This window comes from Lysinibacillus sp. NPDC096212 (assembly GCF_044763105.1).
In the GTDB taxonomy this organism is placed as follows: Bacteria; Bacillota; Bacilli; order Bacillales_A; family Planococcaceae; genus Lysinibacillus.
Genome location: NZ_JBIWFQ010000001.1, coordinates 72207 through 85586 on the forward strand (window position 1 = coordinate 72207; position 13380 = coordinate 85586).

General features: G+C 37.5%; 12 protein-coding genes. 1 reads left to right on the top strand and 11 read right to left on the bottom strand.

From position 1 onward, the window contains the following. The 4 genes from ACIQ7T_RS00380 to ACIQ7T_RS00395 form a co-directional block, all read right to left on the bottom strand. The gene (locus ACIQ7T_RS00380; protein ID WP_370075139.1) at window positions 1–708 is read right to left on the bottom strand and encodes a lantibiotic protection ABC transporter ATP-binding protein; all 708 of its coding nucleotides are present in this window, start codon (window positions 706–708) and stop codon (window positions 1–3) included. Window positions 709–1352: 644 nt separating this feature from the next. Further along, window positions 1353–2552 carry an MFS transporter gene (locus ACIQ7T_RS00385; protein ID WP_402868044.1) on the bottom strand — a complete coding sequence of 400 codons (1200 nt, stop codon included), beginning with the start codon at window positions 2550–2552 and terminating at the stop codon, window positions 1353–1355. After that, window positions 2545–2754 carry a hypothetical protein gene (locus tag ACIQ7T_RS00390; protein WP_402868046.1) on the bottom strand — a complete coding sequence of 70 codons (210 nt, stop codon included), beginning with the start codon at window positions 2752–2754 and terminating at the stop codon, window positions 2545–2547. The genes ACIQ7T_RS00385 and ACIQ7T_RS00390 overlap by 8 nt, the downstream gene beginning before the upstream one ends. A 444-nt stretch (window positions 2755–3198) precedes the next feature. Then, window positions 3199–4104, bottom strand: coding sequence for a DMT family transporter (locus ACIQ7T_RS00395; RefSeq protein WP_402868048.1), 906 nt, complete (start codon window positions 4102–4104; stop codon window positions 3199–3201). Window positions 4105–4249: 145 nt separating this feature from the next. Between ACIQ7T_RS00395 and ACIQ7T_RS00400 the strand changes: the two genes are divergently transcribed. Then, window positions 4250–5575 carry an aminotransferase-like domain-containing protein gene (locus ACIQ7T_RS00400; RefSeq protein WP_402868050.1) on the top strand — a complete coding sequence of 442 codons (1326 nt, stop codon included), beginning with the start codon at window positions 4250–4252 and terminating at the stop codon, window positions 5573–5575. 172 nt (window positions 5576–5747) lie between these two features. Here the strand turns inward: ACIQ7T_RS00400 and ACIQ7T_RS00405 are convergent, their stop codons facing one another. The 7 genes from ACIQ7T_RS00405 to ACIQ7T_RS00435 all read right to left on the bottom strand — a co-directional run bounded on the left by ACIQ7T_RS00405 (window position 5748) and on the right by ACIQ7T_RS00435 (window position 13362). Continuing rightward, complete coding sequence (locus tag ACIQ7T_RS00405; RefSeq protein WP_402868052.1) at window positions 5748–6614, bottom strand: 2-oxoacid:ferredoxin oxidoreductase subunit beta; 867 nt, start codon at window positions 6612–6614, stop codon at window positions 5748–5750. After that, window positions 6614–8353 (bottom strand): 2-oxoacid:acceptor oxidoreductase subunit alpha, encoded by a 1740-nt coding sequence (locus tag ACIQ7T_RS00410; RefSeq protein ID WP_402868054.1) that lies wholly within the window; start codon window positions 8351–8353, stop codon window positions 6614–6616. The genes ACIQ7T_RS00405 and ACIQ7T_RS00410 overlap by 1 nt, the downstream gene beginning before the upstream one ends. 310 nt (window positions 8354–8663) lie before the next feature. Beyond that, window positions 8664–8930, bottom strand: coding sequence for a stage V sporulation protein S (locus tag ACIQ7T_RS00415; protein ID WP_010858535.1), 267 nt, complete (start codon window positions 8928–8930; stop codon window positions 8664–8666). Window positions 8931–9371: 441 nt separating this feature from the next. Continuing rightward, window positions 9372–10169, bottom strand: a complete 798-nt coding sequence (locus ACIQ7T_RS00420) for a TIGR00282 family metallophosphoesterase (protein ID WP_402868056.1) — start codon at window positions 10167–10169, stop codon at window positions 9372–9374. Window positions 10170–10284: 115 nt separating this feature from the next. After that, window positions 10285–10992 carry a CpsD/CapB family tyrosine-protein kinase gene (locus ACIQ7T_RS00425; RefSeq protein ID WP_402868058.1) on the bottom strand — a complete coding sequence of 236 codons (708 nt, stop codon included), beginning with the start codon at window positions 10990–10992 and terminating at the stop codon, window positions 10285–10287. Between the two features lie 2 nt (window positions 10993–10994). Further along, window positions 10995–11708, bottom strand: a complete 714-nt coding sequence (locus tag ACIQ7T_RS00430) for a YveK family protein (RefSeq protein WP_402868060.1) — start codon at window positions 11706–11708, stop codon at window positions 10995–10997. 301 nt (window positions 11709–12009) lie between these two features. Then, window positions 12010–13362, bottom strand: a complete 1353-nt coding sequence (locus ACIQ7T_RS00435) for a glucose-6-phosphate isomerase (RefSeq protein WP_402868062.1) — start codon at window positions 13360–13362, stop codon at window positions 12010–12012. Window positions 13363–13380 lie beyond the last annotated feature (18 nt).

The window sequence follows — 13380 nt, forward strand, 5'->3', positions numbered from 1 at the left end:
TTACATGCCTGCCTTTCTATTGGTAGACACTACTTGCATAAATAATGATTCTAATTCCTGTCCTTGTGGCGCAACTCCCTGATAACCTAATTTTCCTCCCGCTATAATGCCAATTTCATCAACGACCTGCTCTACCTCTGACAGGATATGGCTAGATAAAATGACAGTAATCCCTTGCTCTGGAAAAGAGCGAATCAGTTTCCGAAGCTCTTGAATGCCGATTGGATCGAGGCCATTCGTTGGCTCATCAAGTATTAAAAGCTTTGGATAGTTTAATAACGCAATAGCTATTCCTAGGCGTTGTTTCATTCCTAACGAAAACTGTCCTGCTCGTTTTTTTCCTGTATTGGTTAAGTCAACAATTCTTAATACTTCATCAATACGTGACTGTGGCAATCCGAGGGCAATCGTTCGAACCTTTAGATTTTCTCTTGCCGTTAAATTTTCATAAAGCGGTGGTGTTTCAATTAATACACCAATGTCTTTTAAATCATTTCGATTCCATTCACGTCCATTCAAAAGAATCTTTCCTGCATTCGGACGCAGCATCCCTGTTATCATTTTTAACGCTGTTGATTTCCCAGCACCATTTGGACCAAGTAAACCGTAAACAGTATTGCGAGGTATCGTTAACGACAAGTCCTCTACAATTTTTTGCCCCTTAAAGCTTTTACTAAGATTTTCTGTTTGTAAAATAATATCTTCCATCTATAATCATCTTCCTTTCGATGACTATAGTGTAGGAAATGATTATAAGGATTTTATAAGGATATCGAAATTTTTTGTGGAGAATTACTTAGAAAACAATAATAGATTATAGCTTCGGCAAAGCGAGGGGTTGATTTCCGTTCCGACTGAGCGCTTTCCTGGGGGCGTCCGATGAGCCGCTTCACTCGCGCTGCTCGCTCCAGGGTCTCATCTGTGACGCTAATCCCCAAGGAGTCGCTCAGTCTCCACTCCAATCAACCACTTCACTTATCGTGTACCTCTTGTTATAAAACGAAAAAATACAAAGGCTAACACTATGCCAGCCATTAGCGGAGATTTCCATACGAAAACTTCGGGATGAACAAGAAAATTCCTATTGAGGCATGGATGAAGATATGCACGATTGTTTACTAATGCAGTCTATTTTAGTTTTTAAATTTTAGTGAAGTACGATTAGCATTTATCAATCTGAAGCTGAATGATATTTGGATTAAGTGGGATTTCACAAAAAAACAAAACATTCCTGCTTGTTTTATTTTCATTGAACAAGCAGAAATGTAAATGGTGTTTCTTTTATCAAAGTTTCGACATATTCACTGAGATAAACATTTAATGACTCTAATAAAATTTTAATATACTACTATTTACTGCCGACGAGGCTTAAATGCTTGTTCTTTTTTTCTGTATACTATCAATAAACCAATTAAACTTAATAATAAAAGTATCCAAGGAAAAGAACCTGCTCCCATTTGATTTAACATTAATCCACCTACAAATCCACCACCAGCTACGGAAAGGTTGAATATCGTTACAAAAATAGATTGTGCAACATCTGCACCTTCTCCGGTAGCATCTGCCATGGCTGTTTGCAATAACGTTGGTGCTCCGCCAAAAGTTAGTCCCCAAGCAGCTATGGAAAGAAAAATGAGCAGTGTCATCCCATTTGCGATTCCTAACACCAAGGAACTAATTGCAAAAGCTCCCAGACTAATTATTGTCATCAAGCGTAAATGATGATCAATATATATACCAATGATCCAAATGCCTACTATCGACGTAATACCAAAAGTAAATAAAGCAAAACCTACATGATTGGCAAGTCCGACATGAGTCATGTATGGGGCAATATAGGTGTAGAGAATATTATGACCCAAGATCCATACCAATACAACACACAGTATTGGACGTACACCAGGCAATCTGAGGATCTCATAAATAGATTGACGCTGTCCGGTAGTTTGTCCAGGATAATCTGGTACTTTCGTATAAATCCATATCATTAAAAGGAGTGTCCCCCCGCTGATAATTAAAAAGATGGCTTGCCATTCCAGATACATCCCCAACCAAGTTCCAATTGGTACACCCAGTGACAATGCAATCGGCTGTCCTGTTCCTGCGATAGCTAGTGCACGACCTTGTAAAGGCGGTGCTACCATACGACGCGCATATCCTGCTACCAGTCCCCAGAGCAATCCAGTAGCCATTCCTGCAATAAAACGTAATACCAAGGTAAGCACATAATACGGTGAAAGTGCTGTTAATGTATTGGCAAAAAACAAAATACATAGTGCCATTAACAACACTTTTTTCCGGTACCATCTTTGTGTTAATGCAACAAGTGGGATAGCTGCTACAACCGATCCAATTGCAAAAAGTGTGACAAACTGACCTGCCAATGCCTCTGAAATATCAAGCCCTTGACTGATTTGCGGAAGTAAGCCGGCAGGTATCGTTTCTGTCATAATGGCAAGAAAACTGGCAACTGATAGTGCGATGAGATTCCATATTGGGAGTTTTTCGGTGTGTAATGCTTCTTCATTGTCTATTCTAATCGATTTATTCACCTTTTTTCCCTGCTAACCCGGAAGCTACCATATCTTTGTCACCATGTCCTTTATCAACCGCACGTTGAAACCTTTGTAATTCGGCACGTGTAATATCAAACTTATGTTTTTGTAAATTTGCAGCCACAGGAGCACCTATAATTCCTGTACCAAGTACAGTAATTGTTTTTACTTCTGATTTTATACCATTAATATGAACCATTTATATACCTCCCGTAAATAAACTATTATCAAAATACAATCCTTGGTACTGCTCCAGCCCTTTTCAATTAAGCATCTATCACTCCTAATCAGTCTGTTAATCCTCATTATGATAGAAGTTTTGACATTGTGTTCTAAAAAATAATGCATTTGTATCGATACGAATGCATCAGACTGTAGATAAACTCGAGAAAATTTGAGAGTTTATCTACAGTCTTTGTATGAAGTAAAGCTGTTAATTTCCTCTTTGGGCGAATGCTTTCAGTAGACGGGATTGAGCTACTTCCCTCCACCTTTTTTTGCATAACAGTTACTGCGATTCTCGTAGTCGCAAAATAGATTTTTCAAAACCATACGATGATACACCGCGCTGAATATCCTCATAAATACTTCCTTCCAAAACATTGAGTTTTTTCTTATTTCATCAAATTCTTGAATGGCATTTTTATGTTGCATTAGAGCAATCCGGTTTCTTCTTAGCGTTCACCAAAATAACTCCTAAAATAATTACCATCGCACCGATAACATGGTAATAATGGAACGACTCGCTTAAAAACAATACGCCCGAAAGAATTGTTATCAAAGTAGTAACATTGTTAAACACACTCACTTGAATAACCGGTAATTTGGATACGGCGTAAATAGACAATAATGACGTACCGAGTGTAGATAGAACTCCTAAAAATAAAATCGATAACAAATAAGGAATCTCCTTTACGGAATCCACATATTCATTGACAGATCCACCGTTTATAAAGTACATAGCATTAAAGAATAGAAAGCCACTGAACATGATATATATCGTAATTTGGATTGGAGCCACTGTTTTTGTTGCGCTTCTAGACATCACTTGCCAAATGGCCATGGCCAAAATAGATAATATAATCAACAGGTTACCGATTAGATGAAATTCATTTCCTCCCGAGTTATTCATCAGCTGTAAAAAAACGACTCCTGCAATGCTCAAAGAGATTCCTATTCCTTGTATTCTTTGAATCTGTTCTTTCAAAAATAATCGTGCCAATAGAACCGTTATGGCAGGAGCAATAGCTTGGATGATTCCTGCTTCTGTAACAGTTGTCTGATTAAGTCCAAGTATCTGGCTGCTAAAAAACAGAATCGGATAAATCAGCGAAATAACCAACACCAACATAACTTCCTTCCGATTTAACCTTAAGTTAATCGGTCTTATGGCTAGTAATAGAAGCAATCCTAAAAAGGCAAATGTAAATCGTTGCGCTAATATTAGTAATTGTCCTTCATATGTTAAGGCAATTTTGATAAACATAAAGGAAAATCCAATAATAATGGAAAAAACAACGGCTGCCACTAATGCACTATTTTTTCTCACGATTTCCTCCCTCCTTCTTTTTTAGAATAAAGGAAGAATGTTGTATACATTGAATTTCTTTTTATCTCTGTATCGATACGGACAAGGCATAATCAAGCATAGCTAGAATAAATTCATGGTAATCTATTGTTATGGGAGGGATAGCATGCGGAAACATCAACTGATTGCAAATAGCATACTGCAAGATATTGAGCAGGGAAAATATAATGAGCGTCTCCCATCTGTAAGGAAATTGATGGATACTTTTGGAGTGAGTCAAGTCACGATAACACAAGCACTGCAACATTTGGTTGGAATGAATAGAATATACGCTAAGCCAAATGTAGGCTATTTTATTATTTCAAAAAAAGGAAAAGCTGCTTCTTTTAATGGAATATACGACTTTTCCACTGCCTCTACTTCCTGGACGGACTTTCCATTGGACAGTTATTCGCAATGTTTGGAAACAGCTATTCAAAATGGAAAATCAGAATTATTCACCTATGGAGCAACAACCGGTAATGAGGAACTGAAATGCTTATTTCAAAAATTATTAGCAGAAGATCAGATTTTCTCTAAAAAAGAACAAATCATGATAACAAGCGGTACACAGCAAGCTTTGCATATTCTGGCTTTAATAATGATGACCAAAAAAGAATCCATTCTGATAGAGCAGCCAACCTATCATCAGATCATAAATCTGATTGAACGTCTCCATTTGGATTATATTACCTGCTACCGAGATTTTGACAAGATAGATTTAAAAGAATTAGAAGAAATGATTAAAATCAAGCGTCCCAACTATGTCTATTTAATGCCACGGCTTCATAATCCACTTGGTACTACCATGGATGAACAGGAAAAATGTATGCTTTTAGATTATGCGAAAAAGTACCATTTTTATATAATAGAAGATGATTATTTGGGTGATTTTGAAGGAAGCAATAGCTACAAAACACTTTATGAAATGGATACGAATCAGTGCGTAATTTATTTAAAGAGCTTTTCTAAAATTATGTTTCCTGGTCAGAGGTTAGGTATCACTGTTCTGCCCGAGGACATGATCGAGACCTTTCGAAGCTTTAAAGAGGTTATTGATATCCATACGAATTCTTTAAGTCAAGTTATTATGCAGACGTTTATGGAAAGTGGGTTATATGCACACCATAAGGATAAAATCGTGTTCAGACATCAACAGAAAGCAAACACTCTGCGTGAGGTACTAAGAACTTACTTTTCTGACTATCAATTTAATGATAATCATCAAATGCATACGGTAATCAAGCTTCCGAAACAAATAAATATGAATAAGCTTCACGAAGAATTAGCCAAACGACAAGTTTTAGTAGATGATTACAAAAAAAATTATATAGCTGGATATAAACATAATCATAAATTTCTTAAGCTGAACACAACTAGTATCCCAGAAAATAAAATTGGCGAAGGGATTCATTTAATTCAGGAAGCTATAGAAACAAGTAAATTACTTTGATATTTCATTACTTTGTATCGTTATAAAGTCATTTTCATGATCACTATCAGCGTTACATGCTATGCCATACTCATGGTTCAACAGCGAATACCTGCTACGTCGTTCCCCACGAATTACAAAAAAAAAAAGCATTTGGAATGTCATCATTCCAAATGCTTTGATTTTATCATTCTTACATAAATTCTTTCACTAATTCATTAAAATCATTTTCGCTCATTTTAATATCAATATCCGTTAATGGTAGCTCTGAATAGCCTGGTACTTTTTCTTGATATGAAGCTGTTTCAGTATCCTGATAAATAATACCTGTTACTAAACCTTCATGCTCCATCACTGTACGCATTGCCATACCACGGTCAGAATTGTCATAGCCTTCAATATCAGCAAGCTTCGTTAAGTTTTCTTTAAACCAATCATACGTGTTCACTTTGTTATACGTAACACAAGGTGAGAATACGTTGATGAATGAGAAGCCTTTATGATTAATGCCCGCTTCAATTAAAGCTGTTAACTCTTTAATATCCGTTGAGAAACCTTGTGCGACAAAAGTAGCTCCGCTTGTTAAAGCTACTTCTAATGGTTTTAATGAAGGCTCAATCGCACCACCTGGCGTAGATTTTGTAATAAACCCTGCAGCAGAACGTGGAGATGTTTGCCCCTTTGTTAAACCATAAATTTGGTTATCCATAACGACGTATGTGATGTCAATATTACGACGGATAGCATGAATTGTATGACCCATACCAATCGCAAATCCATCGCCGTCACCACCAGAAGCAATAACGTTTAACTCACGGTTAGCCATTTTTAAACCTTGTGCAATTGGTAATGCACGACCATGAATACCGTGGAAGCCGTAAGAATTAATGTAGCCTGAAATACGACCAGAACAGCCAATCCCAGAGATAACAGCTAGTTCGTTTGGTTCAATTCCAACGTTAGCCGCGGCGCGCTGAATCGCTGCTTGAACAGAGAAGTCACCACAGCCTGGGCACCAGTTTGGTTTCACTGTATTACGAAAATCCTTAAATGTTGCCATTAGCGAGTCAACTCCTTCACACGATTTTCTAATTCACCTGGCAAGAATGGTGTACCATCATATTTCGTAATAGTCTCGATTTTATCGTGACCACCAACATTCATCTTCATAATATTTGCCAATTGACCTGTGTAGTTATTTTCTACAACGATTACTTTTTTCGCTTTTGCTACAAGTGGTGCCACCTCAGCAGATGGGAATGGGTGAATTAAACGAATATGTGCATGGTTCACCTTCATACCTTGAACATTTAAGCGTTCTTGTACTTCTTCAATTGCTCCACGTGTTGAGTTAAAGCCCACTAATAAAACATCGGCTTCTTCGTGTGGCGCGTTTGAATATACTGGATGATCAAATTTCAATGCCGCTAGCTTACGGAAACGTTTATCCATTTGTACTTGACGGTTACCAGATGCTTCAGATGGTTTACCTGTTTCATCATGCTCAACCCCTGTTACATGGTGAATACCATTCATCGTACCAGGTAGCACACGTGGTGAAATACCATCTTCCGTATCTTCATAACGTTTGAAGTATGCTTTATCAGCTGCTTCTTCAATGTCGCCTGTAACAATTTTACCACGACGAATTTCAATTTTATTGTAATCGAATGGCTCTACAGATTGTTTACCAAGAGATAATTGCAAGTCAGTCATTAAAATAACTGGTAATTGTAATTCCTCTGCAATGTTAAATGCTTGGATTGTGTCAAAGAATGCTTCTTCCATTGTAGATGGTGCAATGACTACTTTTGGAATTTCACCATGTGTACCATATAACATCGCCATTAAATCTGATTGCTCTTGTTTTGTTGGTAATCCTGTAGATGGACCACCACGTTGTGTGTCAACAACAACTAGTGGCTGCTCTGTCATACCTGAAAGACCAAGTGCTTCCATCATTAATGAAAGACCAGGGCCAGCAGAAGCTGTAAAGGCACGAACACCACCAAAGTTTGCCCCAATTGCCATTGTCGCTGCAGCAATTTCGTCTTCTGTTTGAATAACCGCACCACCGAATTTCGGTAATTTTTTAATAAGATATTCCATAATCTCAGAAGCTGGTGTAATTGGGTAGGCTGCCATAAAGCGTGTCCCAGCTGCAAGTGCACCAAGTGCTACTGCATCGTTTCCGATCATGAACATACGGCGTTTACCGTCTGCTGGTGCTAAAGCCCAGTCACCTACACGATCGCCTAACAGCTCATTCATTAATTCATGACCGCGTGCAATGGCCTCCATATTTTTTTGAACAACTTCTTCACCTTTTTTGCCAAAAATATCATCAACAACATTTTGGAACACTTCGTCCTCTAGATTTAGCAATGAAGCTGTTGCTCCGATCGCCACCATATTTTTCATCAACGAAGTACCAAGCTCTGCCGCTACCTCTGTAAAAGGTACTACAAATAATGGCGCTTTTGAATCTTCTGGCTTCACTGGAGTAAATTTTGAATCCGCTAAAATAATGCCTGTTTCTGTTAATTCTTTATAATTGACGTCGATTGTTTCTTGATCGAACGCTACTAAAATATCTAAATCATCCGCAATTGAACGTACTTCTGTTGGACGAACTGTAATTTTATTATTCGTATGGCCACCTTTAATTCGAGAAGAGAAATGACGATAACCGTACAGGAAGTAACCTAAACGATTCATTGCCGTTGAGAAAATTTCGCCTGTACTTTCAATCCCTTCACCCTGTTGCCCACCGACTTTCCATGAAAGCTGATGTAACATGTCAACAACTCCTTAGATCCAATGTATATACTATTATTTTTCCTTCATAAGTTTAACACGAAGAAACGGTCTGCACTATTGTTATTCCTCGATTTAAAAGAAATTCAGACCTTTGACTGAAAATAGCGTTCATAAAGTTGTAATTTTAAAATCAATTAAGTTTAAAAAAATTAATTTGCGGATTTCAAGTGAAATTTAACATATTAGTATGTAGAGCATGGGGGATTCTCTTCCTCAAATCCCGATTGTCTTATAAACAAAAAAATGCCTTGCAGCTTATTATGTGCAAGGCATTTTACTTTATTACTTTTTATCGAACACGTTTTTCCACAAGAAGCTTTAAGGCTGTACGTTCCTCACCAGCAATTAAAATATCGGCAAACGCCGGTGCGCAAATTAAATCCGTGCCACTTGGCGCTACAAATCCGCGTGCAATGGCCACTGCTTTCACGGCTTGGTTAAGTGCCCCTGCCCCAACTGCCTGCATTTCTGCTTGCCCTTTTTCTCTGATTACCGCGACTAATGCACCTGCAACTGAATTTGGATTAGAGCGTGATGATACTTTTAATGAATCCACAATTATTCCTCCCCGTTTCGCGAATAGTGTTTACGCTCAACAACTCATGTCCCCCTTGTTTGGACCTTAAGTTATTGTCGATAGGTCATTTTATGCTCGGCGAGAAGGAAATAGACTATTTTCATTTCTTATATATTGAAACAATCAAAAAAGACTGAAAATTTCATGTGGAAAATTTACTGGATCGATGAAATAAAGATATCATATTAAAAATAGTGGGGCTCATCAAAACGTGAGGGTGATTTCCGTTCCAGGCTACTCGCTTTGTTGCTGTAGCGAAAGCAAAGCGGCAGCTACAAAGCGCCCAGTCGGAACGGAAATCAACCCTCGTTTTGCCGAAGAGCCTTATTATATTTAATAGATGCTTTAATTTCATTGACATAACAGTTTTTCAACACAAAAAAACTATTGTGCATTTTTAATACACAATAGTTTCTCTTCTTATGCTTGGAACGGATAATCTTCGTTTATATAAATTCGCTCGCAATGTAGAGCTTTTCCTGTTTTATCATCAATCTCTACAAAGAAACCACTTAACACATCGCGTCCTTTTTTAGGCACTTCAAAACGAGATGGCATGTTTGTTTGGAATTTATAAATGACACTTTCCTTCGTCATCCCTAAAATTTCATCGTATGGACCTGTCATACCAACGTCCGTAATATAGGCTGTTCCATTTGGATAAATACGTGCATCAGCTGTTTGCACATGCGTATGTGTACCAACGACTGCTGAGGCCTTTCCATCTAAGTGCCATCCAAGTGCAATTTTTTCACTTGTCGCTTCTGCATGAAAATCCACGAATACAAGCGGTGACGTTTTATGTGCTTCTTCGATTAATTTCTCTGCCATCGCAAACGGATCCTCATGAGGAGGTAAAAATACCCGTCCATGTAAATTAATAACAGATAGTGTTACACCGTTTTTTGAAATTTGCACCATTCCTTTACCTGGTGCATCATTTGAAAAGTTCGCCGGGCGTATTAAATACTCTGCATCATCAATAAAATCAAAAATATCTTTATTATCCCAAGTATGATTGCCCATTGTGATAACATCTACACCCATTTGCAATAGATCATTATAAATATTTCGTGTAATGCCGCGACCTGCTGCTGCATTTTCACCATTGGCAATAATAACGTCTGTGTTATATTTTCTCTTTAAGCGTGGTAAATATTTTTCCACTGCATCGCGGCCGATTGAACCGACGATATCCCCAATAAATAGTACTTTCATTTGCAAGACCACTCTTTCTTTAATTAGCATCTTTTAGTTTACCATCTACCCCTAGTAAATCGCAAAATAAAACGCAAACCCATCCTGGATTTGCGACTAAGAAAGTTATTAAATTTTAATTATCTGTATATTGATAATAATATTGGCTTTTTGGCATGCTATATTTATTTAACACAACACCAATAATATTGGCTTTCGAAGCAGCTAAGAGTGTTTTCGCTTTTCCTACATCCTCTTTTTCTGCAATACCCGCACCGACGATTAATAGCGAACCATCGCATTTATTAGATAAAATTTGAGTATCAGCTACAGGTAATAGCGGAGGGGTATCAAAAATGATAAGATCAAATTTTTGATTCACCTCTTCTAAAAATCTATCCATAGTATAGGATAACAGTAATTCCGCTGGATTCGTTGGGATTGGTCCACTTGTAATGATAAACAACCCTTCCACAGATGTGTCCTGTAATACTTCATCATATTGACATTTTCTTTCTAATATTGATGATAACCCAAATAAATTGATAATATTAAATATATTATGCAACGTCGGTTTACGCATATCAGCATCTACGAGCAATACCCGTTTTCCTTCTTGTGCAAAAACAACACCAAGATTGGCAGCATTTGTTGACTTTCCTTCACCTGGTATAGAAGACGTAACTACTATCGTTTTAAGACCTTGCTTTGGCATAGCAAACTTAATATTCGTACGAATGGTCTTAAATTGCTCAGAAATCATTGATTTCGCATCCAAAACTGTAATAAGTTGACGCGGTTTTGTTAACAGTTTCTGGTTCTTTTTCTTTTTGGAACGAAGCATTTCTATGTCCTCCTAGCTTTACGGGATTTATAATTTTTTTCGGTGGGAAAAGCACCAACCAACCCCATAATAGGCAATGCTAAATCTTCAATATCCGACTCCGTCTTTATTGTTGTATCTAAAAACTCCAACAATAGAGCAATCCCTACACTAATTACAAACCCAATTACGGCACCCATGACAATATTAAGTAGTTTATTTGGTTTCACAGGGCTAGAATCTTTACTTATTTTTGCCTCTGATAAAATATTTATATTATCAACATTCATTAGTTTCGGTATTTCTTCTTTAAATATAGTGGCAACTGCATTCGAGATGGTAACCGCTTTTTCTAAATCTGTATCTAAAACTTTAATATTAACCACTTTGGAGTTACTTTCGCTAGATACGGTTATTTGCTCTGCCAACATTTCTGTTGTAATGTTTAGTTCAAGCTTATCAATAACTTTGTTTAAAATAGCAGGACTCTTAATAATAACATTATACGTATTGATTAATTGTAAATCCGTCTCTAGCTGTTGTGCCTGGGCATACGCTTCTTGATCATTAACTTTTTGATTCACTAAAAATTGCGTTTGTGCTTGATAGATAGGCGTAATTACAAAGTAACTTAGAGCAGCTGTAATGCCAATCGCAACAATAGTAAGACTTAGAATAAGGTATATACGCTTACGCAATATTTTAAATAATTTTTTCAAGTCAATTAGTTCTTCCACCTAAATTCCCTCCCTCGCCAAACCATTGTCGATGAATCAACTAAACGATTATATTTATCTTTCATATTGTTCGGCATCACTTTAATAGTTCCATTTACTTCGATTCTTCACCAAAACATGTACTGGATCGTATATACCACTATGGGTTGACGCTTTTCTTCAGGGCTTTCAACTTGTATACTGACGCTACACATAGTCGTAGAAAAACATTGCTGTTCCCGCTGGAGTCGCAACTTTTTTAAATTATCACTAAAGCACATTTAATCATAATTTCAATAGATTATTCATTTGCATTTCCCAATCAATATTCATTTCGAATATAAACGCTACTTTTTGGTAGTTCCATGCCTAATGAATCTATCTTGATGGAATTATTAAATGTTTGTAATAGTTCTAACGTCTTTCGTTTATACGCTTCTACACCTGGCTGATCAAACGGATTTACTCCTAGAAGACTTGCACTCATTGCACATGCCTTCATAAAGAAATAGATTAAATAACCTATGTGATAGGCATCTAGTTTTGGGAGCATCAATTGAATAACAGGTACACCACCCTCTGCATGAGCAAGTGCTGTCCCATTCATGGAAAGCCCATTAATTTCATTGAATGTTCGTTTCGATAGATAATTCAAACCATCCTCATCTCGCACATCATATGGCACTTTACAATCATTTTCTATTTCCTTAAAATGCAGTAATGTTTCAAATAGGATCGGACTTCCTTCTTGAATAAACTGACCTATAGCATGTAAATCAGTTGAATAATTAACTGTCGAAGGAAATAGACCTTTTCGCTGTTTCCCTTCACTTTCACCAAACAACTGCATCCACCATTCATGGAACTTACATAATGCAGGTTCAAATGAAGCGAGCAGCTCCACTCTATACCCTCGTTCAAACATCACATGTCGCAACACTGCATATTGATAGGCTTCATTTCGCTCTAGCGCTGTATCTTGCAATGCTAACGCAGCATCCCTAGCGCCTGCCATAAGCATCCGAATATCAACACCTGCAACCGCTGCTGGTAATAGCCCGACCGAAGTTAACACCGAATAGCGACCACCAATATCGGCTGGAATGGTAAATTGTCTATAACCTATGCGATCTGCTATCTGTTTCAAACGCCCGTTTTCCGCATCTGTCGTCACAATAATTCTGTCAACAGCCTCTTCTCCGTAACGTTTTTCCATAAACTGTCGCAACACACGAAATGCGAGTGCTGGTTCCATCGTTTCCCCAGACTTCGAAATGACGTTCACATACACACTTTTATTCGCTAAATATTGAAGCAAACTATCAATATAGGAACCACTCATATTTTGTCCAACATAGATTACTTCAATACCATCAGTAGGACGAGTAAAATAAGGTGACAACGCATCTTGGATGGCACGTGCCCCTAAAAATGATCCCCCCACGCCAATAACAACAAGTACATCTGCATACGCATGAATTTCTTGCTTAGTATCCTCAATACGATGCAATAAAGCACGATGATCTTCAAGAGGTACATGTAACCAACCCGTTAACATCTCGCTACTCTCCGCTAAATGACGATGAATCCACTCTACTTCCGCCTCATATATTGACCAATCTTGCTTAGTCATTTCAAAATTGAAAATGCTCATTTGAATAGTACGAATCGTCAAATCATCTCGTCCAATCCT

Excerpts from the sequence above, each read along its gene's own strand:
- ACIQ7T_RS00380 (WP_370075139.1), bottom strand. The coding sequence starts at position 708 with ATGGAAGATATTATTTTACAAACAGAAAATCTTAGTAAAAGCTTTAAG.
- ACIQ7T_RS00390 (WP_402868046.1), bottom strand. The coding sequence starts at position 2,754 with ATGGTTCATATTAATGGTATAAAATCAGAAGTAAAAACAATTACTGTA.
- ACIQ7T_RS00400 (WP_402868050.1), top strand. The coding sequence starts at position 4,250 with ATGCGGAAACATCAACTGATTGCAAATAGCATACTGCAAGATATTGAG.
- ACIQ7T_RS00405 (WP_402868052.1), bottom strand. The coding sequence starts at position 6,614 with ATGGCAACATTTAAGGATTTTCGTAATACAGTGAAACCAAACTGGTGC.
- ACIQ7T_RS00410 (WP_402868054.1), bottom strand. The coding sequence starts at position 8,353 with ATGTTACATCAGCTTTCATGGAAAGTCGGTGGGCAACAGGGTGAAGGG.
- ACIQ7T_RS00420 (WP_402868056.1), bottom strand. The coding sequence starts at position 10,169 with ATGAAAGTACTATTTATTGGGGATATCGTCGGTTCAATCGGCCGCGAT.
- ACIQ7T_RS00425 (WP_402868058.1), bottom strand. The coding sequence starts at position 10,992 with ATGCTTCGTTCCAAAAAGAAAAAGAACCAGAAACTGTTAACAAAACCG.